We start from the raw sequence: 25,350 nt of genomic DNA on the forward strand, positions 1-25,350 counted from the left end.
GCCGCGGCCGCCCACGGCACAGATGAAAAGGGGATCAGTTATCGGCGGATCCGCGCTCCAGCAGGGGCTGGATCCGGAACGGGATCAGCTCACCCATCGCCAGTGCCGTATCGGTCCGGTCCACGCCGTCGCAGGCCAGGATCTTGCCGTTGATCCGGAACAGGTCCTCGGCGTCGAGCGCCACCACCCGCAGGAGCAGATCGGCCGAGCCCGTGAGGCCGTAGCCCTCCAGGATTTCCGGAATCCCGGCGAGCTCGACGGCGAGGGGGCCGAGCTTCTGTTGCTGGACGTGGACGGAGATGAAAGCCATCAGCGGGTACCCCAGGGACACCGGATTGATCCGCCGCTCGAAGGAGAGGAACACGTGCTTCTTCTCCAGCTGGGCCATCCTGGCCTGCACCGTATTGCGCGAGAGCCCGAGCTTCTGGGCGAGGGCAACCACGGTCCGCCGGGGGTCCCGCGCCATGGCCGAAAGCAGGCGGGTGTCAGTGCCATCCAAGGTTTGCATAATGCGCAAGATTAGCACGGTTGGCGGAGGCCAAACAGTGCATAATGCTCAATTTTTTTGCGGGTGGTTGTACCCGATGAGCATTGTGAGTAGGGTCACAATTATCCGGGGCAACGGCGCCCGGGCGGCTGGCGCGCCGCGGGATCACGAGTCCTGCGCGTTCCGGTCAGACGACGTCAGAAGGTGCGGACAACAGTGTTTACCGACGACGCGGGCAAGGGCGGCACTGCCGCCGGGGGCCCCGGAAACAGTGAAAATTCTATGAGGCGGACGGGCGGCGACCTCGTCCAGCTCATCACCCCGGCGGGCGAGCGCATCAGCCATCCCGAGTTCGATCCCTGGCTCCAGGACGTCAGCGATGAGCAGCTTTGCGCGCTCTATGAGGACATGGTGGTCATCCGCCGGATCGATGCCGAAGCCACCGCCCTCCAGCGGCAGGGTGAACTGGCACTGTGGCCGCCGCTGCTCGGCCAGGAAGCATCCCAGATCGGCTCGGCCCGCGCCCTGCGCGAGGACGACTTTGTCTTCCCGAGCTACCGCGACAACGGCGTCGCCTACTGCAGGGGAGTGAAGCCCGAGGACCTCGTCCGCGCGTGGCGTGGCAACGCCTCCGCCGGCTGGGACCCGTTCACCGTCAACGTTGCCACCCAGCAGATCATCATCGGTGCGCAGAGCCTGCACGCCACGGGCTACGCCATGGGCATCCAGAACGACGGCGCCGATTGCGTCGCCGTGGCGTACTTCGGCGACGGCGCCACCAGCGAAGGCGACGTCAACGAGGCCATGGTCTTCGCCGCGAGCTTCCAGGCGCCGGTCGTCTTCATCTGCCAGAACAACCACTGGGCCATCTCCGAGCCCGTCCGGCTGCAGTCCCACATCCAGCTTGCGGACAGGGCATCCGGCTTCGGCATCCCCAGCATGCGGGTCGATGGAAACGATGTCCTCGCCGTCATGGCAGCCACCCGCATCGCCCTGGACCGCGCCCGGCGCGGCGGCGGCCCCACCTTCATCGAGGCCGTAACCTACCGGATGGGCCCGCACACGACGGCGGATGACCCCACCCGCTACCGGGATGCCAACGAGCTCGAGGACTGGGCCGCCAAGGACCCGATCAGCCGGATGAAATCGCTGCTGGAGCGCAAGGGGCTGCTGACCGCGGACTTCGAGGCCGCCGTTGCCGCGCAGGCCGACGCCGTGGCCAAGGAACTCCGGGCCGGCACCATCAACATGCCCGAGCCGCAGCCGCTGGATATCTTCAAGCACGTGTACAGCACGCCTCACTCCTGGCTGGACCGCCAGCAGGAGCACTACTCCCGTTACCTGGCTTCCTTCGGCGATCCCGCAGAAGCCGCTTCTGAAGAAGGTGCACGCTGATGACGCAGATGACCTTTGCCCGAGCCATCAATTCGGGCCTGCGCAAGTCCCTCGAAAACGATCCCAAGGTGGTCCTGATGGGGGAGGACATCGGCGCCCTTGGCGGTGTCTTCCGTGTTACGGACGGGCTGCAGAAAGACTTTGGGAAGCACCGCGTCGTGGACACCCCGCTCGCCGAGTCCGGCATCATGGGCACCGCCGTCGGCCTGGCATACCGCGGCTACCGTCCGGTGGTGGAGATCCAGTTCGACGGGTTCATCTACCCGGCGTTCGACCAGATCGTCAGCCAGGTCGCCAAGATGCACTACCGCACCCAGGGCGCGGTCAAGATGCCCATCACCATCCGCGTGCCGTTCGGCGGCGGCATCGGCTCGCCGGAGCACCACTCGGAATCGCCCGAGGCCTACTTCACCCACACCTCGGGGCTGCGCGTGATCAGCGTGTCCAACCCCCAGGACGCCTACACCATGATCCAGCAGGCCATCGCCTCCGATGATCCCGTCCTGTACTTCGAGCCCAAGCGGCGCTACCACGACAAGGGCGAGGTGGACGAGACTGTCGACCTGAACACTGCCCTGTCCATGGAAAAGGCCCGCGTGGTCACGGAAGGGACGGACGTCACACTCGTGGCCTACGGCCCGCTGGTCAAGACCGCCCGCGACGCCGCCCTGGCGGCCGCCGACGAAGGCATCTCGGTCGAGGTCATCGACCTCCGCTCACTGGCACCACTGGACTTCGCCACCCTTGAGGCCTCGGTCCGCAAGACCGGCCGGCTGGTCATCACCCACGAGGCCAGCCAGTCCGGCGGCCTCGGCGCCGAAGTCGCCGCGAGCATCACCGAGCGCTGCTTCTACCACCTCGAGGCCGCTCCCGTCCGCGTGACCGGCTTCGACGTTCCCTACCCCTACTCCAAGCTGGAAATGCACCACCTGCCGGGCCTTGACAGGATTCTCGACGGCGTCGACCGTGCCCTCGGCCGCCCCAACTCCCTCAGCGGGCTGGAAGGATGAGCGCCACCATGATCAAGGAATTCAGGCTCCCGGACCTCGGCGAAGGACTGACGGAATCGGAAATCGTGGCCTGGAAGGTCGCGGTAGGGGACACCGTCACCCTCAACCAGATCATCGCCGAGGTGGAGACGGCCAAGGCCGTCGTCGAGCTGCCCTCGCCTTTCGCCGGCGTTGTCGCGGCCCTGCACGAACAGCCCGGCACCGTCGTGGAGGTCGGGAAGCCGATCGTCTCCTTCGAAATTGAGGGTGACGACGGCGCCGACGGCTCAGGCGGCGGTGCTGAGGCCGGCGGCAAACGTGAGCCGAACCTCGTGGGCTACGGCGCCGTCCTCGAAGCCTCCGGCCGGCCCACCCGCCGGGCCCGCACGTTCGCTGCCCCGGCGGCTTCTCCAGCCGCGGCCGAGCCGGTCGCACCCGTCCGCGCACCAGAGCCGGTCGCACCCGTCCGCGCACCAGAGCCGGTCGAAACCAAGCCGGCCGCTTCCGCGCCGGGGGAGCGCCCGCGGTCCACGCCGCCGGTGCGCAAGCTGGCCAAGGATCTCGGCGTCGACCTTGAGGCCGTGACCGGTTCGGGGGAGCGCGGGCTCATCACCCGCGACGATGTGCTGAAGTTCGTCGGCGGCGGGGACCTGCCCGCGACAATGCAGGGACTTGGGGCCCAGGAAGCCGCCGGCGCGACAGCGCAGGCCGCAGGACTAGTCCAGGCCCGGGGCGAGCGGGAGACCCGCACGCCGATCAAGGGAGTGCGGAAGTTCACGGCCGCCGCCATGGTGGCCAGTGCCTTCACCGCACCGCACGTCACCGAGTTCCTGACCGTCGACGTCACGCCCACCATGGAGCTGCTGGCACGGCTCAAAGCCAGCCGCGCGTTCGCCGGGTACAAGCTCACCCCGCTGACGCTCGTGTCCAAGGCGGTGCTGATTGCGCTGCGCAACCACCCGACGCTCAACGCCCGGTGGGACGAGACCAACCAGGAGATCGTCCAGTTCAACTACGTGAACCTGGGCATCGCGGCCGCGACCCCGCGGGGGCTGACGGTTCCGAACATCAAGGACGCGGACCGGATGTCCCTCATGGATCTCTCCACCGCCCTGACGGACCTGACGGACACGGCCCGGGCCGGGAAGACAAGCCCCGAGGCGCTCTCCGGCGGCACGATCTCCATCACGAACATCGGCGTCTTCGGCATCGACGCCGGCACGCCCATCCTGAACCCGGGCGAGGCAGCCATCCTGGCCCTCGGCGCGGTCCGGAAGATGCCGTGGGAGTACCAGGACGAGGTCGCCCTGCGCCAGGTCATGACCCTCAGCCTCTCCTTCGACCACCGGCTGGTCGACGGCGAACAGGGCTCGCGGTTCCTCCAGGACCTCGGCGCCATGCTGGCCGATCCGGGCATGGTGCTCGCGATGGTTTAGGCCCCCTTGTACACAGCTGCCGGCTGCTCGGTCCGAAAGGAAGGGGCAGCCGGCAGCTTTTTGTGTGCGGGCTACGTTGGGCGCGGGGTTGCATCCGTCCGGGGGCACATTGAGGATAATTTTCGACGGCGGCGGCCCAGTTGACGGCGTGTCCGCGCCAAAGTCCCCCCGGAGCGCCGGCTGGAGCGTGGTGGGCGGGTCCCGCGGCCCCGGAAGGGGTGCAGTCCGGCGGGGCGTCAGTCTTCCGGCAGCGTCGCCGGTGCCAGGAGCGCGGCCATCGCCATGCTTTCCAGCAGCGGCCTGGCGCGTCGGACGCCGATCCGGCGCCCGTGGCTGCGCACCGAATGCGGGGTCGAGTTGATCAGGCCGAACGTGGCGTGCGCGCGCATCCGCAGTTCGGCGGCCTCCGTGCCCTCGTGTAGTCCGGCCAACACGTCCACCCAGAGCTCAACGTAGTTGCGCTGGAGCGTGCGGACCTCGGTCTGGTCCTCGCCGGCCAGGTTGCTGAAGTCCTGGTCCTGGACCCGGATGACGTCCGGATTGCTGAGGGCAAAATCGACGTGGAAGGCCACCAGCCCGCCCAGCGCCGCCAAGTCGCCGTCGGAATCGGCCACCACCTTGCGGCCGCCCTCGAGCAGGTCCTGGCTGACACTGAGCAGCAGGGCGCCCAGGACGGCCTGCTTGCCGGCGAAATGACGGTAGACGGCCGGCCCGCTGACACCGGCAGCGGCGCCGAGATCCTCCAGGGAAACGCGGTTGAAGCCCTCCAGGGCAAAGAGCGCGGCGGCGGCGGACAGGAGGGCCTGCCGCCTGTTGGCCTTGGCCTGGCTGCGCTGGGTCGAGACTGCGTGTGTCGAGGCTGCCTGGGCTGACGGAAGCTGGGCAGTCTGGCTGGGCTCGGTCACCGGAGCATCCCCTCGTTGCAAATGATCCCTGTGTTGGACATCACAGTTAATAGAGACTAACCTAAATCTCAGTTATGCGGTACTAACCGAAATAGCCGGGCGGCTGAGCTGCCGGTCCGGCGCGTAGGTCCGCGCAGGTCAGGGAACGGAAGCAGTCAATGGAGACAATCGCCAGCCGGGTGGATGCGACGAGCACCGCCTTTGCCGCGAACCGGGAGGCCCAACTGGGGCTGGCCGGCGAGCTGAGGGAACGGCTCGCCACCGCCGCACTGGGCGGGCCGGCAAAGTCCCGGGAACGCCACGTGGCGCGCGGCAAGCTTCTTCCGCGCGAGCGCATTGACCAGCTGCTCGACGACGGCAGCCCCTTCCTGGAAATCGCGCCGCTCGCGGCCAACGGCATGTACAACGATGACTCCCCGGGCGCCGGCGTCATCGCCGGGATCGGCCTGGTGCACGGCCGCCAGGTCCTCGTCATTTCCAACGACGCCACCGTCAAGGGCGGCACCTACTATCCGATGACGGTGAAGAAGCATCTCCGGGCCCAGGAGATCGCCCTGGAGAACCGGCTGCCCTGCATCTACCTCGTGGACTCCGGCGGGGCATTCCTGCCCAAACAGGACGAGGTCTTCCCGGACAAGGAACACTTCGGCCGGATCTTCTTCAACCAGGCCAGGATGTCCGCGGCCAAGATCCCGCAGATCGCCTCCGTGATGGGCTCCTGCACCGCCGGCGGCGCGTACGTCCCCGCGATGAGCGACGAGACGGTGATTGTCCGCAACCAGGGCACCATCTTCCTGGGCGGCCCGCCTCTGGTGAAGGCCGCGATCGGCGAGATCGTCACGGCGGAGGAACTCGGCGGCGGCGACGTGCACTCGAAAATCTCCGGCGTCACCGACCACCTGGCCGAGAACGATCAGCACGCCCTCCAGATCGTCCGCGACATCGTCTCCACCCTGCCGAAGCCTTCCGCACCAGTCTGGGACGTGGACACCGTCGTCGAGCCCGTTGCCGACCCGGACGAGCTCTACGGTGCCGTTCCCACGGACGTCAACGCCCAGTACGACGTGCGCGAGGTCATCGCACGGCTGGTCGACGGCAGCCGGTTCCATGAGTTCAAGAAGAACTACGGCACCACCCTGGTCACGGGCTTCGCCAAGCTGCACGGCCACCCGGTGGGCATCGTGGCGAACAACGGCGTGCTGTTCAGCGAGTCCTCCCTCAAGGGCGCGCACTTCATCGAACTCTGCGACCAGCGCGGCATCCCGCTGATCTTCCTGCAGAACCTCTCCGGCTTCATGGTCGGCAAGGACTACGAGCAGGGCGGCATCGCCAAGAACGGCGCCAAGATGGTCACGGCCGTCGCCACCGCCCGGGTCCCCAAGCTCACCGTCGTGATCGGCGGGTCCTTCGGCGCCGGCAACTATTCCATGTGCGGACGGGCCTACTCGCCGCGCTTCCTGTGGATGTGGCCGGCGTCGCGGATCTCCGTGATGGGCGGCAACCAGGCCTCCAGCGTGCTCGCGACCGTGAAGCGGGACCAGTACGAGGCCCGCGGCGAGGAATGGTCCGCCGCGGACGAGGACGCGTTCAAGGCCCCCATCAAGGCCCAGTACGAGGACCAGGGAAGCCCCTACTACTCCACCGCCCGGCTCTGGGACGACGGCGTGATCGACCCCGCGAACACCCGCACCGTGCTGGGACTGGCGCTCGACGTCGTCTCCCGCACCCCACTGCCGGAGACCTCCTTCGGCCTGTTCCGGATGTGAGCCAGCAATGAATCTTTCTTCGTCGACCATCTCTTCGCCCACCACGCCTGCCGTGGCCACCCCGCCAGCCGCCCCCACCACCGGCACCCCGCTGTTCGGCACCGTCCTCGTCGCCAACCGCGGCGAAATCGCCTGCCGCGTCATCCGGACCCTGCGCGCCCTCGGGATCCGTTCGGTGGCCGTCTATTCCGACGCCGACGCCGGTGCCCGGCACGTGCGGGAAGCCGACTTGGCGGTCCGGATCGGCCCCGCCGCCGCCACCGAGAGCTACCTGAAGATTGACGCCATCATCCAGGCCTGTCGCGACACCGGCGCCGAGGCCGTGCACCCGGGCTACGGCTTCCTGAGCGAAAACGTCGACTTCGCCCGCGCCCTGGAAACAGCCGGGATCACGTTCATCGGCCCCGGCGTCGAATCCCTGAACGTCATGGGCGACAAGATCCGCTCGAAGAACCACGTCACCGGCTACGGTGTCCCGGTGGTCCCGGGCATCGCCGAACCCGGCATGACCGACGCGCAGCTGATCGAAGCAGCGGCCGGCGTCGGCTTCCCGCTGCTGATTAAGCCCTCCGCCGGCGGCGGCGGCAAGGGCATGCACATCGTCGAACGCGCCGAGGACCTGGAAGCCACCCTGGCCACCGCCCGCCGGGTCGCGGCGAGCGCTTTCGGCGACGACACCTTGTTCCTGGAACGGCTCGTCACCACCCCGCGGCACATCGAGGTCCAGGTCCTCGCGGACAACCACGGCAACGTCATCCACCTCGGCGAGCGTGAGTGTTCCCTGCAGCGCCGCCACCAGAAGGTCATCGAGGAAGCCCCGTCCCCGCTGCTGGAGTCCCTCCCCGATGGGGCGGCTGTCCGGGCCCGGATCGGCGAGGCTGCCTGCCAGGCCGCGCGCAGTGTGAACTACTCCGGCGCCGGCACCGTGGAATTCCTGGTTTCGGACACCGCCCCGGACGAGTTCTTCTTCATGGAGATGAACACCCGCCTGCAGGTCGAACACCCGGTCACCGAGATGGTCACCGGCATCGACCTGGTCGAATGGCAGGTCCGCATCGCCGCCGGCGAGGAACTCACCGTGGCCCAGGACGACGTCGTGCTCACCGGCCACTCGGTGGAGGCGCGCGTCTATGCCGAGGTGCCGGAGAAGAACTTCCTGCCCTCAGGTGGTGAAGTGCTGCTCCTGGACGAATTGCCCGGCCCGGCCCAGCGCCCGAGCGCTCCGGCCCGCAACGAAGTCGAAACGGCCCGCGGCCGCGTCCGGGTGGACTCCGCCCTCATCCACGGACTCGAGATCTCCTCCAGCTACGATCCGATGATTTCCAAGGTCATCGCCTGGGGCCAAGGCCGAACCACTGCCCTCGATAACCTGGACGAGGCGCTCGCCGGGTACACAGTGCTGGGCGTCGACACCAATGTTGAGTATCTCCGGCTGCTGGTCAACGACGCCGACGTCCGCGCCGGCCGGCTCGACACCGGCCTGATCGAACGCAAGATGCCGGACTTCAGCTTCCGGCGGGTGGGCGACAGCGAACTTGTGGTCGCCGCACTGTACGCCTTGGCCATGGCGGAGGAAGCCAGGCAGGAAGAGCGTGAAGGCGGCCCGTGGCAGCGCCGCGACGGCTGGCGGATCGGTGCGCCGGCGCCGCGCCGGATCAGCCTGGGAACCCCCGACGGCGGTGTCGCCACAGTGGAAGTGAGGGGCCCGGCCGCGGGGGAACAGGTCACTGTAAGCGTTAACGGAGGGCCGCAGCTCACCGCCATCCTGGAGTTCACCGCGCGGGATCGCCCGGTGCTCACCCTCGATGGCGAGGCCAGCAGCTATGCACTTGCACCCGTTCGCACCGGTCCTGAAGCCCAGAGCTGGATGGCTCCCGATCCCCGCGTCCTATCGGCACTCTTCCTCGGCAACGAGGGCTGGTCCTGCCGGCTCGAGGTGCTCACCCGGGAGGCCCGGCTGGTCCGGGTGCTGGCCGCGATCGAACGCGAGGAAGGCGCCGCCGACCCGGCGGTGCGCTCGCCGATGCCCGGCACCGTGGTGTCGGTGTCCGTCAGCAACGGCGACACCGTGGAGGCCGGCCAGGTCCTTGTCTCGGTGGAAGCGATGAAGATGGAGCACCAGCTTGTGGCGCCCCTGGACGGAACCGTCCACATCAGCGTCGGCTCCGGCGACCTCGTCAAGGCAGACCAGGTGCTGGCGACGATCCACCCCGCCGTCCAGGCCGGGCCGCCCTCGGCGGAGAACGCAGCGGAGGACACGATCGAGGAAGCCGTCATCGCGATGGGTGCGGCCGAATGACTGCACCGTACTGATCCACCGCGACTGATCCACCGCGGGCCGGCCAGTCCCAGCCGAGCCAACACCCATTTTCAACAGACCACAGATGCACCTCAGACAAAGGAGTCACCCCATGCCAGATTTTGAACTCAGCGAGGACTACCAGATCCTTAGCGACACCGTCCGCGAATTCGCCGACGAGGTGGTGGCTCCGGTCTCCGCCAAGCACGACGAAGAGCACAGCTTCCCCTACGAAGTGGTCTCCCAGATGGCGGACATGGGCCTCTTCGGCCTGCCGTTCCCGGAAGAGTTCGGCGGCATGGGCGGGGACTACTTCGCCCTGGCCCTGGCCCTGGAGCAGCTCGGCCGGGTGGACCAGTCCGTCGCCATCACCCTTGAGGCCGGCGTCTCGCTCGGCGCGATGCCGATCCACCGCTTCGGCAACGAGGCGCAGAAGCAGGAGTGGCTGCCGCTGCTGGCCTCCGGCAAGGCGCTCGCCGGCTTCGGCCTGACCGAGCCGGAAGCCGGCTCCGATGCCGGCGGCACCAAGACCACAGCCAAGCTGGGCGGCGGAGAGTGGGTCATCAACGGCAACAAGGAGTTCATCACCAACTCCGGCACGGACATCACCAGGCTCGTCACCGTCACCGCCGTCACCGGCCAGGAGGAGCGTGCGGACGGCAGCACCAAGAAGGAAATTTCCACCATCCTGGTGCCCACCAACACGCCCGGCTTCACAGCGGAGAAGGCCTACAACAAGGTTGGCTGGAACGCCTCCGACACGCACCCGCTGACCCTCGACAACGTGCACGTCCCCGAGGAGAACCTGCTCGGCACCAGGGGCCGCGGCTACGCGAACTTCCTTTCCATCCTCGATGAAGGCCGGATCGCGATCGCGGCACTCGCCGTCGGCGCGGCGCAGGGCTGCGTGGACCAGTCGGTGAAATACGCCAAGGAACGCAGCGCGTTCGGTCAGAACATCGGCAAGTACCAGGCCATCGCCTTCAAGATCGCCCGGATGGAAGCCCGCGCCCACACGGCCCGCCTGGCCTACTACGACGCGGCCGCCCGGATGCTCGCCGGCAAGCCGTTCAAGACGCAGGCGGCCATCGCTAAGATGGTCGCAGGCGAGGCAGCCATGGACAACGCGCGGGACGCCACCCAGGTGTTCGGCGGCTATGGCTTCATCAACGAATTCACCGTGGCACGCCACTACCGCGACTCCAAGATCCTTGAAGTCGGCGAGGGCACCACGGAGGTCCAGCTGATGCTGATCGCCCGCGAACTGGGACTGTAGCCGGCCGGAAGGATCACCGATGATCAACAAAGTTGTTGCCAGCGCCGCCGAGGCTGTCGCCGACATCCACGATGGCGCCTCCCTCGCCGTCGGCGGGTTCGGGCTGTGCGGCATCCCCGTGACGCTGATCGAGGCCCTGCACGAGCGCGGTGCCACTGATCTGGAAACCGTCAGCAACAACTGCGGCGTCGACGACTGGGGGCTCGGGATCCTGCTTAAGGACGGCCGGATCCGGCGCACCATCAGCTCCTACGTGGGGGAGAACAAGGAGTTCGCCCGGCAGTACCTTTCCGGCGAGCTGGAGGTGGTCCTCACCCCGCAGGGCACGCTGGCGGAAAAGCTGCGCGCCGGCGGCGCGGGCATCCCCGCGTTCTACACCCCGGCCGGCGTCGGCACCCAGGTCTCCGACGGCGGCCTGCCGCAGAAGTACGACGCCGAGGGCAACGTCGCGATTGCCTCCGCCGCCAAGGAAGTGCGCAGCTTCCACGGCGCCGACTACGTGCTGGAAGAATCGCTGACGCCCGACTTCGGGCTGGTGCACGCCTGGAAGGGTGACCGCCACGGCAACCTCGTCTTCCACGCCACGGCCATGAATTTCAACCCGCTGTGCGCCATGGCCGGGAAGATCACCATCGCCGAGGTCGAGGAACTCGTGCAGCCGGGGGAGCTGGACCCGGAGCACGTCCACGTCCCGGGGATCTTCGTCCAGCGCGTGGTCCTCGCCCCGCAGGGCGAGAAACGCATTGAGAAGCGGACCGTTGCGGTGGCCACCGGCGCCTCCGGCACACCAGAACTGTCGCCGGAGCAGGCAGGAGCATAGCCGTGGAAACGAACAAAGCCCCCGAGGCCCCGCCCCGTCCCGAGGCCGTGCGCCACGAATACCGGCGCTCCGCCGTCGAACACGCCGCCGGCATTGAGGGCAAGGGCTGGACCCGCAACGAACTCGCGGCCCGGGTGGCGCAGGAACTGCACAACGGCCAGTACGTCAACCTCGGCATCGGCATGCCGACGCTGATACCCAACTACATTCCGGCCGGCGTCGAGGTGGTGCTGCATTCGGAAAACGGCATCCTGGGCGTCGGGCCGTACCCGGCCGAGGATCAGGTCGATCCGGACCTGATCAATGCCGGCAAGGAAACCGTCACGGTCAACAAGGGTGCGGCGTTCTTCGATTCCGCCGCCTCCTTCGGCATGATCCGGGGCGGCCACGTCGATGTGGCCGTGCTCGGCGCCATGGAGGTCGCCGCCAACGGCGACCTCGCCAATTGGATGATCCCGGGCAAGATGGTCAAGGGCATGGGCGGCGCGATGGACCTGGTGTTCGGGGCCAAGAAGGTGATCGTGATGATGGATCACGTGGACCGCAACGGCAAACCGAAAATCGTGGAAACCTGCACGCTGCCGTTGACCGGCAAGGGCTGCGTGGACCGGATCATCACCGACCTCGCCGTGATCGACGTCGTGACCGAGGGCGGGAAGTCCCGGCTGGTGCTGCGGGAGCTGGCGCCGAACGTGTCCGTGGAGGACGTGGTGGCGGCCACCGGAGCCGAACTTTTTGAGGAAGACCAGGAACTGACCGTATGAGCGACGCACACACGACTTCATCGGGCACAGGCGCACACCCGGGTACCGGCACTCCCCGGGTGATCGAGCAGCGCGGCCTCTATTTCGATGAGCTTCAGGAGGGCGTGGTCTACGCCCACCGGCCGGGCCGGACGGTCACGGAGACGGATAACGTCCTGTTCACCACCATGACCATGAACACCCAGGCCCTGCACCTCGACGCGGCCTGGAGCGCCGGGCAGCCCTTCGGCCAGCGGCTGATGAATTCGATGTTCACCCTTGCCACGGTGGTGGGCCAGTCCGTGCCGCAGCTGACCCAGGGCACCATCATCGCCCAGCTGGGCCTGACGGATGTGTCTTTTCCGCGCCCGCTGTACCACGGGGACACCCTGTACACGGAGACGGTGGTGACCGGGAAGAGAATGTCCGCGTCCCGCCCCGGCCAGGGCATCGTGACCATGCAGCACACCGGACGGAACCAGCGTGGGGAGGTCGTGGCGCTCGCCGCCCGCAGCTGCCTGATGTGGACACGCGAGGCCCACGCCGCTGCCGAGCTGGAAGCGGCGCAAAAGGGGACAATAGAGACATGAGTTTCCTGATGGGCCCTGCCCTGCTGTTCTGCCCCGCCGACCGCCCCGAGCGGTACCAGAAAGCCGCCGAACGCTCCGACACCGTGATCGTGGACCTCGAGGACGCCGTCGCCCCCGCCGACAAACAGCGGGCCCGCGGCGCCATCCTCGCCCAACTCGGCGCCACCGGCGACGTCCCGGAACTGGATCCTTCCCGCACGATCGTCCGGGTCAACCCGGCGGGCACGGACGAGTTCGAGAAGGACATGCACTGCCTCAAGCACACGCCCTACCGGCACATCATGCTGGCCAAGGCGGAGAGCGCGGCCCAGCTGAGGGAACTCGAGGGCTACAGCGTGATTGCCCTCTGCGAGACGGCCGCCGGCGTCCTCAACGCCGCCGCCATCGCCGCCGAGCCCAATGTGGTGGCCCTGATGTGGGGTGCGGAGGACCTGTTGGCGTCGCTCGGCGGAACCTCCAGCCGATCGGAGGACGGCAGCTACCGGGCCGTCGCGCTGCACGCCCGCTCGTCCGTCCTGCTGGCCGCCGGCGCCTTCGGCAAGGACGCGATCGACGCCGTGTACGTCAACATCCCGGATCTGGCCGGGCTGGCCCTCGAATCCCGCGACGCCGTGGCATCCGGATTCTCGTCCAAGGCCTGCATTCACCCGGACCAGGTGGCCGTGGTCCGCGAAGCCTACGCACCCACCGAGGCCGACGTCTCAGCGGCCGCCGAGCTGCTCGACGCCGCTTCCGCGGCGGGTGCGGGCGTGTTCCAGTTCAAGGGCAAGATGATCGACGGGCCCATCCTCAAGCACGCCGCGTCCACACTGCGCCGCGCGGGCCGCGTCGGGTCCTGACCGTCGGGTCCTGACCGCCGGGTCCTGGACGCCGTCCCGTGCCCACCGGGTCCTGACCGTTGGGTCCTGGACGCCGTCCCGTGCCCACCAGGTCCTGACCGTTGGGTCCTGGACGCCGGGTTCGGGTGAAGCTCTGCCGTGTGAAACTCGTCGATTCGCCACAGATGGCCGGATTGGCTGGTCCTATTGCGGCCATCTGCGGCGAATGGGTGCCCTGTGGCTCTGAATCCTCGACCAGTCTCCGAGTCCCTGTGCCGATGGGTTCCTGGGCGGCTGCCGCGTCCCGGGGCTGGCCGGAAATCGTCGCGCGTGCCGAGGTCGGGCCCTGCCGGGCTGGACTTCGTCATTCGCCACAGATGGCCGGATTGGCTGGTCCTATTGCGGCCATCTGCGGCTAATGGGTGCCCTGTGGCTCGGAATCCTCGACCCGTCTCCGAGGCCCTGTGCCCCGCATTGGTGCCACGTGTCCCGGGCTGCCTTCATGAACTGGACATGTTCAGTGCTGCCTTCAGGAACTGGACATGCTCAGTGCGGCCTTGAAGAACCAGACATGTTCAGCGGCGCCAGAGATACCGGTTCTCCGGCCGGCCCGCCGCTCCGTAGCGGGGCGTCAGCCGGGCATGGCCGTGAACCACGAGGTACTCGAGGTAACGGCGGGCACTGACCCGGGACAGGCCCAGCTGCAGCGCCAGGCCGGCCGCGGAGACATCCTCCGGACTGGCCTTCAGTGCCTCGACCACAGCGTCCAGGGTGGGCCGGGAGAGTCCCTTGGGCAGCCGCAGGGCAGCCTGGCCCGGTTCCGGCTGGGCGGATTGTCCCGCCGGGGTGCGCGCCGGAGTTTCCGCCAGCGCGGACCGGCGGGAGGGGGCCACCAGGCGGTCGATGCTTGCCTGGTCCAGCTCTCCGGTGCCGCCGGAGGCCAGTTCCTCCCGCAGCATGACGTACTCGTCCAGCCGTTCGATCAATGCCTGCGAGGAGAAGGGCTTGACCAGGTAGTGCAGCACCCCGCCGGCCATCGCGCCCCGGACGGTATCAAGTTCCCTCGATGCGGTGATCACGAGGACATCCACCGGCCGCCGGCGCCCGCGCAGCCGCTGCAGGACGTCCAGGCCGGACATGTCCGGCAAATGGATGTCCAGTAATACCAGCTCCGGCCCCAGCTCCGCGGCCAGATCGAGGCCTTGCTGCCCGGTGTGGGCCATGGCCACGACGTCGAATCCGCCGCGTGCCAGCAGGAACCCGTGATGGATCCCGGCCACTGCTACGTCATCGTCGATGATGAGGGTGCGTATGGCGCTCATTGCTTCTGTAGTTCCGCCTCTTTTGTCCTGAGCACTACCGAGAAGCAGGCTCCACCCAACGCCGATGAGGACACCGCCGCCCGGCCTCCGCGCCGGAGGGCAACCCGCTGGACCAGGGCCAGCCCAAACCCGCGGCTGTTGATTCCCTCGGCCTCCTTGCTGGTCACGCCGGGCTCGAACACTTTAGCGCGTTCGGGAACCGGGACGCCGGGTCCGTCGTCTTCCACCACGATGGTCCGCCCGCCGTCAGCGCTCTCGCCCAGCCGGATGGCAACAGTGCTGTCGTAACCCGCAGCGTCCACAGCGTTGTCGATCAGGTTGCCCAGCACCGTGATGACGTCGCCCGAGTCATCGGCCGAGCACAGCGAATCCGGGCTGACGATGATCTCGATGCCGCGCTCGGCGCAGACCGTGGACTTGGCGATCAGCAGAGCCTGGACCCCGTGATCGGTGATTCCGGGCGCCAGCGGCCGGTTCGCGAAGACGGCGTCGTTGTGGCTGCGGCCCAGGTATTCGATGGCCTTGTCCTGCTTTCCGAGCTCCAGCAGCCCGGAGATGACGTGCAGTTTGTTGGCGAATTCGTGCGCCTGGGCACGGAGTGCCTGCGTCACGTCCACGGCGCCGTCGCGGTCACGCAGGACGGCGTGCAGTTCCGTGCGGTCGCGCAGGATCAGCACCTTGCCGACCTCGCGGCCGTCGACGGTGGCCGCATTGACCTTGCCCAGCAGGATCCGCTCACCCGAGAGCACCAGTTCCTCCGTGGCGGATCCGGCCGAGAGCAAGCGGAGGACCGCCGGTTCCAGGTTTGCCGCTGCAGGGGTCCCGGTGATGTCCCCTGCCAGGGCGAGCAGGCGGCGTGCCTCATCATTGACCAGCGCGATCCTGCCGTCGGCGTCCACCGCCACCAGTCCTTCACCCAGGCCGTGGAGCATGGCGTCGCGTGTTTCCAGCAGGGCAGCAATATCCTCCGGCTCGAGTTTGTAGATCCGTCGCCACACCAGTTTCGAGACATACATCGCGCCCAGGGAACTCAGCAGGGCCGCCCCGAGCAGCCAGCCGAACAGCTGCGGCATGTCCTCAAGGAGGTCGGCGGCCAGGGTGCTCTCCAGCACCCCGACGGATGCGGAGCCGATCACCGCGCCGGCCGCATCGAAGATGGGAACCTTCACCCGCCAGGACTCACCGAGCGTGCCCGTCTGGGTACCCACGTAGATCTCACCGGACAGGGGCACGGAAGGATCGGTGGAGACCGGCCGGCCGATTTCCGCCGGATTGGGGTGCGACTGCCGGACCCCGTGCCGGTCTGTCACCACCACATAGGTGACATTGGATGCCTGCCGGATGACTTCCGCGATCGGCTGGATGGTCTGGGCCGGCGACGGCGTTCCGAAGGCGTTGATGACCGAGGGCAGCTGGGCAACACTTTCGGCCACGCCGATCAGCCGGCCCTTGTAGGCGTCCCGGAGCTGTTGTTCCTGCATCCGGATGGTCACCACCCCCACCGCCGTGAGGACGGCCAGCACGATGCCCAGCTGCAACGCGACCAGCTGGTACCGAAGGGGAATCCTGTGAAACATGTCACAAGTTTGCCATTGGCAGCGCGGTCCGCCCGCCAAATAGGCGGCCGGGGCCGTGACCAATATGACCACTACTACCTCTAAGGCCAAATGCTGTTGCCCTTCTCCGGGCGCTCCTAGGGTCGGTGACGTGATTCCAATGATGTGCATCACATTCGCTCAAGGAGAAACCATGACTGCCCAGAACTTTTTCACCCGGCCCACCCACACCCGCCGCGCCGCCCTCATTGCCGGCGCCGCCGGAGTCGTCCTGGCCATGTCCGCCTGCGCAGGAAGCGGGACCGGCACGGCTGCCGGCGCGTCCGCGGGCGCCGACCCCATCAAGAAGCTCAGCATCATCGTCCCGGCCAACCCCGGCGGTGGCTGGGACCAGACCGGTCGCGCCATGCAGCAGGACCTGCAGACGAACAAGCTCGTCTCCTCCGCCCAGGTCACCAACATCGGCGGCGGCGGCGGGACCAACGGCCTCGCCAAGCTCGCCACCGAGAAGGACGTCAACACCCTCATGGTGATGGGCTACGTCATGGTGGGTGCGGTCGAGACCAACGGCGCCAAGACCCGGCTCGAAGACACCACCCCGATCGCGCGGCTCACCGAAGAGCCGCTGGTCCTCGTGGTGCCGGCGTCGTCGAAGTACCAGTCCGTCGCCGACCTCGTCGCGGACATCAAGGCCAACGGCAAGGGCGTCGCCATCACCGGTGGCTCGGCCGGCGGCGCGGACCACATCCTGGCCGGGCAGATCCTGAAATCCCAGGGCGTGGAGCCGGACAAGCTGAACTACATCGGCTACTCCGGCGGCGGCGAGTCCATCGCGGCGCTGCTCGGCAACAAGGTCCAGGCCGGCATCTCCGGCGTGGGCGAGTACGCCGAACAGGTCAAGGCCGGCAAGGTCCGGGCGCTCGCCGTCTCCGGAAAGGCCGAGGCCCCGGCCCTTCCCGGGATCAAGCCGCTCAAGGACCAGGGGATCGACGTCGTGCTGACCAACTGGCGCGGCGTGGTGGCTCCCGGGTCCATCGATGACGCCCAGCGCGCGAAGCTGACCGACGTCGTCACCAAGCTGCACGCGTCCGAGGCCTGGAAGTCCACCCTGACCAAGAACAACTGGGACGACGCGTTCCTGGCCGGCGACGGCTTCAAGACGTTCCTGACCGAGGACATCGCCAAGGTCAAGACCACCCTGACCCAGATCGGCCTGGTCAAGTAGCAGTGTCGTCCCTCGCATCAAAGTCGTCTTCCGCGGCGGCGCCCGCCAAACGGCCGACCGGGGAGATCCTGTTCGCCCTGGTGTTCGTCAGCGTGGGCGTCGCGGGTCTGGCGACGGCGGGATCCATTCCGATTCCGCCGTCGGAGACTGGCATCGGCCCGCGCGCCTTCCCCTACATCGTGTGCGGCTTGCTGGTGCTGTGCGGCGCCGGGGTGGTCCTGCAGGTCCTCCGCGGCAAGGTCGGGCAGGCCGAGGACAGTGAAGACCTGGACGAGACCGCCAAGACCGACTGGGTGGCCCTGGCCAAACTGGTGGGCTTCGTGGTGCTGCACATCTTCCTGATCGAGCCGGCCGGCTGGCCGGTGGCCGCCGCCGTGCTCTTCAGCGGTGCCGCCTGGTCCCTGGACGCCAAACCCCTCTGGAAGGCGATCGCCGTGTCCGTGATCCTGGCGCTGGTGCTGCAGTACGTCTTCGGCGGCCTGCTGGGCGTGTCCCTGCCGCCGGGGCCGCTGCTTGAGGGGGTGCCGTTCTTCCATGGATAGCTTCATGCTCCTGCTCGAAGGATTCAGCACCGCGCTGCAGCCCGTCTACCTGCTCTACGCGCTGGGCGGGGTCTTCGTCGGCACCGCCGTCGGGGTGCTGCCCGGCATTGGCCCCGCCATGACCGTGGCCCTGCTCATGCCCATCACCTACGCCCTGGACCCCGCGGCCGCGCTGATCGTGTTCGCCGGGATCTACTACGGCGGCATGTACGGCGGTTCCACCACCTCCATCCTGCTGAACACGCCGGGTGAGTCCTCCTCGATCGTTACGGCGCTTGAAGGAAACAAGATGGCCAAGGCCGGCAGGGGAGCGGCAGCCCTGGCGACGGCGGCGATCGGATCCTTCATCGCGGGCACCATCGCCACGGTCCTGTTGACCTTCCTGGCGCCCGTCGTGGCCGAGTTCGCCGTCGGCCTCGGCCCCGTGGACTATGTGGCCCTCATGGTGGTGGCCTTCCTGACCGTCGGTGCGCTGTTGGGCGCCTCCGTCCTGCGCGGCCTGGCATCCCTGGCCCTCGGGCTGTTCATCGGCCTGATCGGCATCGATGACAGCACGGCGCAGCAGCGTTTCACGTTCGACAACCCCACCCTGGTGGATGGCGTCGACATGGTCCTCGTTGCCGTCGGCCTCTTTGCCCTCGGCGAGGCGCTTTATGTCGCTTCCAAGCTGAGGCACGGCCCCGTGGAGCTCATCCCGGTCAGCAAGGGCAAGAACGCCTGGCTGTCCAAGGAGGACTGGAAGCGGTCCTGGAAGCCGTGGCTGCGCGGAACTTTCATCGGGTTCCCGATCGGCACCGTCCCGGCCGGCGGCGCGGACGTCTCCACGTTCCTGTCCTACGCGGCCGAGCGGAAGCTGGCCAAGGGCGCCAACAAGGCCCAGTTCGGCAAGGGCGCGATCGAAGGCGTCGCCGGACCGGAAGCGGCCAACAACGCCGCGGCCGCCGGTGTCCTGGTGCCGTTGCTGACGCTCGGAATCCCGACGACGGCGACGGCGGCCATGATGCTCACGGCGTTCCAGCGCTACCAGATCCAGCCCGGCCCGCTTCTGTTTGAAAACCAGGGGGCGCTTGTCTGGACCCTGATCGCGTCGCTGTATGTCGGCAACCTCATGCTGCTGGTGCTGAACCTGCCGCTGGTGGGCCTGTGGGTGAAGATCCTGCAGATCCCGCGGCCCTACCTCTACGCCGGCATCCTGGTCTTCGCCGCCCTGGGCGCCTTCTCGGTGAACTTCTCCCCGAGCGACGTCGGCATCCTGCTGGTGGTGGGCATCCTGGGCTACTTCATGCGCCGCTACGGCTACCCTGTGGCGCCCATGGTGGTGGCGATGATCCTGGGACCGATGTTCGAGGTGCAGTTGCGGCGTTCGCTGCAGCTCTCGCAGAACGACCCCATGGCCCTGTTCTCCTCGCCGTTCGCCTTGGTGGTGTACGTCTCCATGGCGCTGATCTTCGTTGCCTCGTGGTGGCTGCGCCGCCGCCAGGCGACGTTGGAGGCTGCGCCGGCGAAGGAAGAGGTGTCCGTCTAGGCGCGGGCGTGCCACTGGATTGCCGCGAATGGCCGGAATGACGACCCTCATTCCGGCCATTTGCGGCAAACGGCCCAGGAGGACGCACCGCGCCGGGCCTCAGCGCTCCGACCGGTCGCACGCCTCCGTCGGCCCTCAGCGCTCCGGCGTCGGGCGCGACGACGGGAGCCGCGACGGCGGGATGACGACATACAGCGGGGTCCGGATCCAGCGCTGGCCTGTCGCGCGGAACTCGGCCCGGGTGGAGAAACGGTAGAGGTAGCTGGTGGCACGCACCCAGTGCGGCCGTTCGCCGTCGAACGGGTCGTGGCGCAGCAGCCGCAGCGTGGGCCGGTCCGCCGCCAGCAGTTTGGCCAGGAATGCGTAGAACCACTCCTCATGCACGGTACGCAGCGGCAGGAACCACATCAGCCAGTCCAGCCGCAGGTGGTACGGGGCGTACTGGCGCGGGATGCGCCGGACGTCGCCGGGCTTGCCCCTGAACCCGTACTCCCGCCAGTCCGCGTCGTCGCCGGGATCCGAGTCGAGCGTCCCCTCCACCACGATCTCGATCCGCCGCTTCGTGACGCTGCCGAACGCGCCGTAGGTGTTCACCAGCTGCCAGCGGTTGAAGGATGCGTTCATCAACTGGTGGTGGGAGAAGAGGTTCTCGATGGGCCGGTAGCTGAGCACCACCAGCAGCACGGTGGCAACCAGGACCACCACGAGCCACGCAACCGGCGCCTGGCTGCCCGCCCCGGCCCCTTCGGCCCCGGTTCCTGCGGACGCGGCTGCGGCATGCCAGTCCAGCGGGATCGCCGGGATCACGGCGTGCGCCACGGGATCGCTGACCGCCGCGAAGGCCAGGATGATCGCCAGCCAGTTCAGCCAGGCGAAGTTTCCGCTCGCCACCAGCCACAGCTGGGTGAAAATGATGATCCCGGCGGCGGCGCTGGCCAGGGGCTGCGGGGCAAAGAGGAAGAAGGGCACCACCAGCTGGGCGAAGTGGTTGCCCAGGACCTCCAGCCGGTGCCAGGCCTTGGGGAGCAGGTGGGCCTGCCGGCTCAGCGGCCCCGGCATCGGCTGGGTCTCGTGGTGGTAATACAGGGCCGTCAGGTCCCGCCATTCCGGGCCGCCCCGGATCTTGATCAGGCCGGCGCCGAACTCCAGCCGGAACACCAGCCAGACCAGCAGGATCAGGATGGTCCGCGGCGGGGGAGTCTGGTCGGAGCCGAGGAAGGCCACCGTGAACCCGGCCTCCAGCAGCAGCATCTCCCAGCCGAAGCCGTAGAACGTCTGCCCCACGTTCACGATCGACATGTACAGCAGCCACAGGGCCAGGAACGCGATGAGCGGAACCCAGGGCGGCCCGAGCTGCGGCAGCCCGGCGACCAGCGTGGCGGCAATGGCCATGCCGCTCCAGCACACTGTCCGCAACAGCCGGTCCGAGTAGCGCCAGCGGAACAGGCTCGGCCGGCCCAGGCGGTTGAAGCCGTCGAGGTACGCCGGCACCGGCAACAGGCCGCGCTCGCCGAGGAGGGCCGGGAACTGGTTGAGCGAGGAGAGGAAGGCCACGAAGTAGAGGGTGGCGGTGCTGCGCTGCAGCACCTGCCGGGCGAACTCGTACTCCGGCGCGTCGAACCACGCGGTCCACTCCACGTTTTCCACGTTACGCCTCCGCTCTGCTGCGTCAACGAGTGGCGGCGACCCCCCAGCGCGGGGAAAGCGGCAACCCGAGCACCGAACGCAGTATGGGATAACGGTGCGGGATACTTGAATCATGCAGCCGCGCAAAATCGTCCTCCTCGGGTCCACCGGTTCCATCGGCACACAGGCGATCGACGTCGTCGACGGCGCCCCGCACCTTTTTGAGGTCGTCGCGCTCAGCGCCGGCGGCGGCAACCTCGAACTCCTGGCCCGGCAGGCCGTCCATACCCGGGCTTGGGCCGTCGGTGTCGCCTCCGGGGATGCCTCCGCCCTCCGGGACATGATCGACGACGCCGCCCGCGCGGCTTCAGTGACGGGCTACCGTCCCGAGATCATCACCGGCCCGGATGCCTCCACCCGGATCGCGGAAATCAGTGCCGACGTCGTCCTCAACGGCATCACCGGCTCCATCGGGCTTGCCCCCACCCTGGCCGCGCTCCGATCCGGTGCCACCCTGGCGCTGGCCAACAAGGAGTCCCTGATCGTCGGCGGTGCCCTGGTCAAGGCAGCGGCCCGCGAAGGGCAGATCGTGCCTGTGGATTCGGAGCACTCGGCCATTGCCCAATGCCTGCGCTCCGGCTCCGCCGCGGAAGTGGACCGGCTGATCCTGACGGCATCGGGCGGGCCGTTCCGCGGCAAGACCCGGGACGAACTGCACGACGTCTCGCCGCAGGACGCCCTCGCCCACCCCACGTGGGACATGGGCCTGATGGTCACCACCAACTCCGCCAGCCTGGTCAACAAGGGCCTGGAGGTGATCGAGGCACACCTGCTCTTCGACATCCCCTTGGAGAAGATCGACGTCGTGGTCCACCCGCAGTCCGTGGTGCACTCCATGGTCCAGTTCGTCGACGGCTCCACGATCGCCCAGGCCTCGCCGCCGGACATGCGCCTGCCCATTGCCCTCGGCCTCGGCTGGCCGGAGCGCGTGCCCGGTTCCGCCAGCGCCTGCGACTGGAGCAAGGCCACCAGCTGGACGTTCGAGCCGCTGGACGCCGTGGCATTTCCCGCCGTCGCCCTCGCCAAGGCTGCCGCCACGCAGGGCAGCACCTTCCCGGCCGTGTTCAACGCCGCGAACGAGGAAGCGGTGATGGCCTTCCACGCCGGGCAGATCCGGTTCACCGACATCGTGGACACCATCGATGCCGTCCTCAGCGAACACACAGGCTCCTCCGGGCTGACGGTGGAGTCCGTACTGGATGCTGAAAGATGGGCACGCGCACGCACCCACGAACGTTTAGCCGTCAGAAGCGTCTAGGAAGCAGCAGATCACAGTATGAGCCCCGTCCTCCTCTTTATCCTCGGTGTCGTCTTCGTGGCGATCGGCATCGCCGCGTCCATTGCCCTGCATGAAGTCGGGCACCTGCTCCCGGCCAAGCTGTTCAAGGTCCGCGTGACCAAGTACATGATCGGTTTCGGACCCACCGTTTGGTCCAAGAGGAGGGGCGAAACCGAGTACGGACTCAAGGCCATCCCGCTGGGCGGCTACGTGTCCATGATCGGGATGTACCCGCCCAACAAGGAAGACGGCACCGTCCGCACCTCCAGCACCGGAATGTTCCAGTCGCTGGCATCCGATGCCCGCTCCCTGGCCCACGAGGAAATCGGCCCGGACGACGAAAACCGGGTCTTCTACCGGCTGCCGGTCTGGAAGAAGATCATCATCATGCTCGGCGGGCCCGCGATGAACCTGCTGATCGGCGTCGTGTTGACCGCGGTGCTGCTGATGGGATTCGGCACCGCCAGCCAAACCACCACCATCGCGGACGTCTCCAAGTGCCAGGTCAAGGCCGGCGAGACCGTGGACCCGGACTCCGCCGACTGCAAGCCCACCCCCGCCGCGGCCGCGGGACTGTTGCCGAATGACACCATCACCTCCTTCGACGGCAAGGCCGTCACCAGTTGGGACGAACTCACCGGCTGGATCCGCGCCTCGGCGGGCCGGCAGGTCAGCATCACCGTGGAGCGCGGCGGCGCCGCCGTCTCCACCACTGTCACGCCCGTGCTCTCCGCCCGCCCGGTCCTCGGCCCCGACGGCCGTCAGGCCAAGGCCGCTGACGGCAGCCTCCAGTACCAGGACGTCGGCTTCCTGGGCATCGGCGCCCAGACGGCACTCGTGCAGCAGCCGGCGTCGTCCGTGCTGCCCATGGCGGGGGAGAACATCAAGCAGGTTGCCGGCGTCGTGGTGAACCTGCCGGAGCGCGTGGCCGGCGTGGCCAAGGCAGCCTTCAGCGAGGAACCCCGGGATCCCAACGGCCCCATCAGCGTGGTGGGCGTGGGCCGCGTGGCCGGCGAGGTCGCCGCGATGGAGGAGGTCCCGCTGCAGTCCCGCTTCGCCGCCCTGGTGGGTTTGCTGGCCGGACTCAACTTCGCCCTGGCCGTCTTCAACCTCATTCCGCTGCTGCCGCTCGACGGCGGCCACATCGCGGGCGCGCTGTACGAGGGGGCCCGCCGCCAGATCGCCAAGCTGTTCGGCCGCCCGGATCCCGGTGCCTTCGATATCGCCAAGCTGCTCCCGGTGACATATGTCGTGGCGGTGCTGCTGATGGGCATGGGTGCGCTGCTGATCTACGCCGACATCGTCAAGCCGGTCAACCTCTTCGGATAGTGCCGGCCGGCATTCCAGCCAAATCACGCTGACTATCATTCATAAGCCTATTTCGGCTGATTTTAAATAATCAGTTGAAAATGGTTGATTATTCACGATCACCTCCCTAGGCTGGGGTCATGTACGTCATGACGATCGACCAGCGGGGCAGCACGGGCGACATCGACCGGGTCCCCGGCCTCCTGAAGGGGCTCAGCGCGCTCTCCACCGCCGGGCGCTTTGAGCGTTCGGTCGGCGACGAGGTCCAGGGCGTCGTGGAACGGGCCGACGAGGTGGTGGAGATCGCCCTGCACGCCCTGCGCAGCGGCCGCTGGTATGTCGGAATCGGGGTGGGGGAGGTGGACCTGCCGCTGCCCGCCAGCCCGCGCGAAGGCTCCGGTCCCGCCTTCGTGGCGGCCCGGGCCGCCGTTGACCGGGCCAAGGGGGCGGCCGCCCATGTGCCCCTCGCCGTGGTCGCCGGCCGCGACCGCCGTCGGGCACATGCAGCGAATGCGGCCGCGGACGGCGCTAACGGGTCCCAGGCGGCCAGGGCCTGCGCCAACGCGGAGGCGGTGCTCCGGCTGATTGGCCGCCTGGTCCAGGACCGGACCGCGGCGCAATGGAAGGTGGTGGACGTGCTGCGCTCGGTGCGGCACGACACCCACGGAACCCACGGCAGCCAAAAAATAGCGGCACAGAAGCTCGGAATCACGGAGCAGTCGGTGAGCCGCGCAGTCCTTCGCTCGGGCTGGCAGGAAGAATGGGCCGCGAGGCCGGCCGCAGAATTGTTGCTGACCCTCGCACACGACAGCATCGAAGGAGAGAAGTGAACGCCCTCTGGATCACGCTGGCCCTGCTCACCGCAGGATTCGTCGGCTGGCCGGTCACTGCCTGGGTGTTCCGCCTCGCCCGGACCATTGATGACCGGGCCGACGCCGGAAGCGGCGCCGACGCAAGCGGCGCCGCCGCCGGCGGGGACGCGGCCGAGGACCCCTCCGCGGACTCCACCACGGACCCCGACATCCAGCCGGCCGCGGAGCCGGCCGGGCCGGACACCGCAACGCCCACCCCGGCAGCGGCGGCCGCCGCCCCGTCCGCCGAGACCGTCAGCAGCGTGCGCATCCTGCGCGGCGGGGCGATTATCGGCATCCTGGAACGGTTCGCCGTGTGCCTGGCAATCCTGGCCGGCCAGCCTGTCGCCATCGCTTATGTCGTGGCCATCAAGGGCCTCGGCCGGTTTGCCGAGTTGAAAGCCACGCCGGTGGCCGCCGAGCGGTTCATCATCGGAACCCTCACGTCCATGCTCTGGGCAGCCGGTGTCGCCGCCCTGGCCAAGGTCCTCTTCCTCGGCTGACCGCGTGCCCCGGCGCCTCCGGATGGGAA

22 protein-coding genes are annotated in these 25,350 nt (G+C 68.1%); 17 read left to right on the forward strand and 5 right to left on the reverse strand.

Annotated elements, in window-relative coordinates:
• Nucleotides 1-34 precede the first annotated feature (34 nt).
• Complete coding sequence (locus ABH915_RS07595; RefSeq protein ID WP_026266622.1) at nucleotides 35-508, reverse strand: Lrp/AsnC family transcriptional regulator; 474 nt, start codon at nucleotides 506-508, stop codon at nucleotides 35-37.
• 195 nt (nucleotides 509-703) lie between these two features.
• Here ABH915_RS07595 and pdhA point away from each other — a divergent pair, with 195 nt between their 5' ends.
• Genes pdhA through ABH915_RS07610 form a run of 3 tightly spaced genes read left to right on the forward strand, consistent with a single transcriptional unit; the run spans nucleotide 704 to nucleotide 4,307 of the window.
• Nucleotides 704-1,882 carry a pyruvate dehydrogenase (acetyl-transferring) E1 component subunit alpha gene (pdhA, locus tag ABH915_RS07600; protein ID WP_370119536.1) on the forward strand — a complete coding sequence of 393 codons (1,179 nt, stop codon included), beginning with the start codon at nucleotides 704-706 and terminating at the stop codon, nucleotides 1,880-1,882.
• Nucleotides 1,882-2,892: an alpha-ketoacid dehydrogenase subunit beta gene (locus ABH915_RS07605; RefSeq protein ID WP_370119539.1), complete on the forward strand. Its 1,011-nt coding sequence runs from the start codon at nucleotides 1,882-1,884 to the stop codon at nucleotides 2,890-2,892. Before pdhA ends, ABH915_RS07605 begins: the two co-directional genes overlap by 1 nt.
• Nucleotides 2,889-4,307, forward strand: coding sequence for a dihydrolipoamide acetyltransferase family protein (locus ABH915_RS07610; RefSeq protein ID WP_370119542.1), 1,419 nt, complete (start codon nucleotides 2,889-2,891; stop codon nucleotides 4,305-4,307). The genes ABH915_RS07605 and ABH915_RS07610 overlap by 4 nt, the downstream gene beginning before the upstream one ends.
• A gap of 236 nt (nucleotides 4,308-4,543) precedes the next feature.
• Here the strand turns inward: ABH915_RS07610 and ABH915_RS07615 are convergent, their stop codons facing one another.
• Entirely contained in the window at nucleotides 4,544-5,212 is a 669-nt protein-coding gene (locus tag ABH915_RS07615; RefSeq protein WP_370119545.1) for a TetR/AcrR family transcriptional regulator, read from the reverse strand.
• Between the two features lie 158 nt (nucleotides 5,213-5,370).
• Here ABH915_RS07615 and ABH915_RS07620 point away from each other — a divergent pair, with 158 nt between their 5' ends.
• From ABH915_RS07620 to ABH915_RS07650, 7 genes are all read left to right on the forward strand, one after another.
• Entirely contained in the window at nucleotides 5,371-6,978 is a 1,608-nt protein-coding gene (locus ABH915_RS07620; RefSeq protein WP_370119548.1) for a carboxyl transferase domain-containing protein, read from the forward strand.
• A 7-nt stretch (nucleotides 6,979-6,985) separates the two neighbouring features.
• Entirely contained in the window at nucleotides 6,986-9,277 is a 2,292-nt protein-coding gene (locus tag ABH915_RS07625) for a biotin carboxylase N-terminal domain-containing protein (protein WP_370119551.1), read from the forward strand.
• 112 nt (nucleotides 9,278-9,389) lie between these two features.
• Complete coding sequence (locus ABH915_RS07630; protein ID WP_018774531.1) at nucleotides 9,390-10,553, forward strand: acyl-CoA dehydrogenase family protein; 1,164 nt, start codon at nucleotides 9,390-9,392, stop codon at nucleotides 10,551-10,553.
• Between the two features lie 19 nt (nucleotides 10,554-10,572).
• Complete coding sequence (locus tag ABH915_RS07635; RefSeq protein WP_018774530.1) at nucleotides 10,573-11,373, forward strand: CoA transferase subunit A; 801 nt, start codon at nucleotides 10,573-10,575, stop codon at nucleotides 11,371-11,373.
• A gap of 2 nt (nucleotides 11,374-11,375) precedes the next feature.
• Nucleotides 11,376-12,137 (forward strand): CoA transferase subunit B, encoded by a 762-nt coding sequence (locus ABH915_RS07640; RefSeq protein ID WP_370119556.1) that lies wholly within the window; start codon nucleotides 11,376-11,378, stop codon nucleotides 12,135-12,137.
• On the forward strand, nucleotides 12,134-12,706 hold the full coding sequence (locus tag ABH915_RS07645) for a MaoC family dehydratase (RefSeq protein WP_370119559.1): 573 nt from the start codon (nucleotides 12,134-12,136) through the stop codon (nucleotides 12,704-12,706). Before ABH915_RS07640 ends, ABH915_RS07645 begins: the two co-directional genes overlap by 4 nt.
• The gene (locus tag ABH915_RS07650; protein WP_370119562.1) at nucleotides 12,703-13,545 is read left to right on the forward strand and encodes a CoA ester lyase; all 843 of its coding nucleotides are present in this window, start codon (nucleotides 12,703-12,705) and stop codon (nucleotides 13,543-13,545) included. Before ABH915_RS07645 ends, ABH915_RS07650 begins: the two co-directional genes overlap by 4 nt.
• A 554-nt stretch (nucleotides 13,546-14,099) precedes the next feature.
• Here ABH915_RS07650 and ABH915_RS07655 read toward each other — a convergent pair.
• Nucleotides 14,100-14,846, reverse strand: coding sequence for a response regulator (locus tag ABH915_RS07655; RefSeq protein ID WP_370119565.1), 747 nt, complete (start codon nucleotides 14,844-14,846; stop codon nucleotides 14,100-14,102).
• Nucleotides 14,843-16,423 carry an ATP-binding protein gene (locus tag ABH915_RS07660; protein ID WP_370119568.1) on the reverse strand — a complete coding sequence of 527 codons (1,581 nt, stop codon included), beginning with the start codon at nucleotides 16,421-16,423 and terminating at the stop codon, nucleotides 14,843-14,845. Before ABH915_RS07660 ends, ABH915_RS07655 begins: the two co-directional genes overlap by 4 nt.
• 172 nt (nucleotides 16,424-16,595) lie before the next feature.
• Here ABH915_RS07660 and ABH915_RS07665 point away from each other — a divergent pair, with 172 nt between their 5' ends.
• The 3 genes from ABH915_RS07665 to ABH915_RS07675 are packed head-to-tail and all read left to right on the forward strand — an operon-like array spanning nucleotide 16,596 to nucleotide 19,694.
• The gene (locus ABH915_RS07665) at nucleotides 16,596-17,627 is read left to right on the forward strand and encodes a Bug family tripartite tricarboxylate transporter substrate binding protein (RefSeq protein ID WP_370119571.1); all 1,032 of its coding nucleotides are present in this window, start codon (nucleotides 16,596-16,598) and stop codon (nucleotides 17,625-17,627) included.
• 2 nt (nucleotides 17,628-17,629) lie between these two features.
• Nucleotides 17,630-18,169, forward strand: a complete 540-nt coding sequence (locus tag ABH915_RS07670) for a tripartite tricarboxylate transporter TctB family protein (RefSeq protein WP_370119574.1) — start codon at nucleotides 17,630-17,632, stop codon at nucleotides 18,167-18,169.
• Complete coding sequence (locus ABH915_RS07675) at nucleotides 18,162-19,694, forward strand: tripartite tricarboxylate transporter permease (protein ID WP_370119577.1); 1,533 nt, start codon at nucleotides 18,162-18,164, stop codon at nucleotides 19,692-19,694. The genes ABH915_RS07670 and ABH915_RS07675 overlap by 8 nt, the downstream gene beginning before the upstream one ends.
• A 135-nt stretch (nucleotides 19,695-19,829) precedes the next feature.
• Here the strand turns inward: ABH915_RS07675 and ABH915_RS07680 are convergent, their stop codons facing one another.
• Nucleotides 19,830-21,332: a lipase maturation factor family protein gene (locus tag ABH915_RS07680; RefSeq protein WP_370119580.1), complete on the reverse strand. Its 1,503-nt coding sequence runs from the start codon at nucleotides 21,330-21,332 to the stop codon at nucleotides 19,830-19,832.
• 121 nt (nucleotides 21,333-21,453) lie between these two features.
• Between ABH915_RS07680 and dxr the strand changes: the two genes are divergently transcribed.
• From dxr to ABH915_RS07700, 4 genes are all read left to right on the forward strand, one after another.
• Nucleotides 21,454-22,638 carry a 1-deoxy-D-xylulose-5-phosphate reductoisomerase gene (gene dxr, locus ABH915_RS07685; RefSeq protein ID WP_370119582.1) on the forward strand — a complete coding sequence of 395 codons (1,185 nt, stop codon included), beginning with the start codon at nucleotides 21,454-21,456 and terminating at the stop codon, nucleotides 22,636-22,638.
• Nucleotides 22,639-22,656: 18 nt separating this feature from the next.
• Complete coding sequence (locus ABH915_RS07690; RefSeq protein ID WP_370119585.1) at nucleotides 22,657-23,988, forward strand: RIP metalloprotease; 1,332 nt, start codon at nucleotides 22,657-22,659, stop codon at nucleotides 23,986-23,988.
• 119 nt (nucleotides 23,989-24,107) lie between these two features.
• A complete protein-coding gene (locus ABH915_RS07695) occupies nucleotides 24,108-24,797 on the forward strand; it encodes a MarR family transcriptional regulator (protein WP_370119588.1) in 690 nt (229 codons plus the stop codon).
• Nucleotides 24,794-25,321, forward strand: a complete 528-nt coding sequence (locus ABH915_RS07700) for a hypothetical protein (protein WP_370119591.1) — start codon at nucleotides 24,794-24,796, stop codon at nucleotides 25,319-25,321. The genes ABH915_RS07695 and ABH915_RS07700 overlap by 4 nt, the downstream gene beginning before the upstream one ends.
• The last annotated feature ends 29 nt before the right edge of the window (nucleotides 25,322-25,350 follow it).

Origin of the sequence: Arthrobacter sp. MW3 TE3886 (genome assembly GCF_041262145.1) — a bacterium.
In the GTDB taxonomy this organism is placed as follows: domain Bacteria; phylum Actinomycetota; class Actinomycetes; order Actinomycetales; family Micrococcaceae; genus Arthrobacter.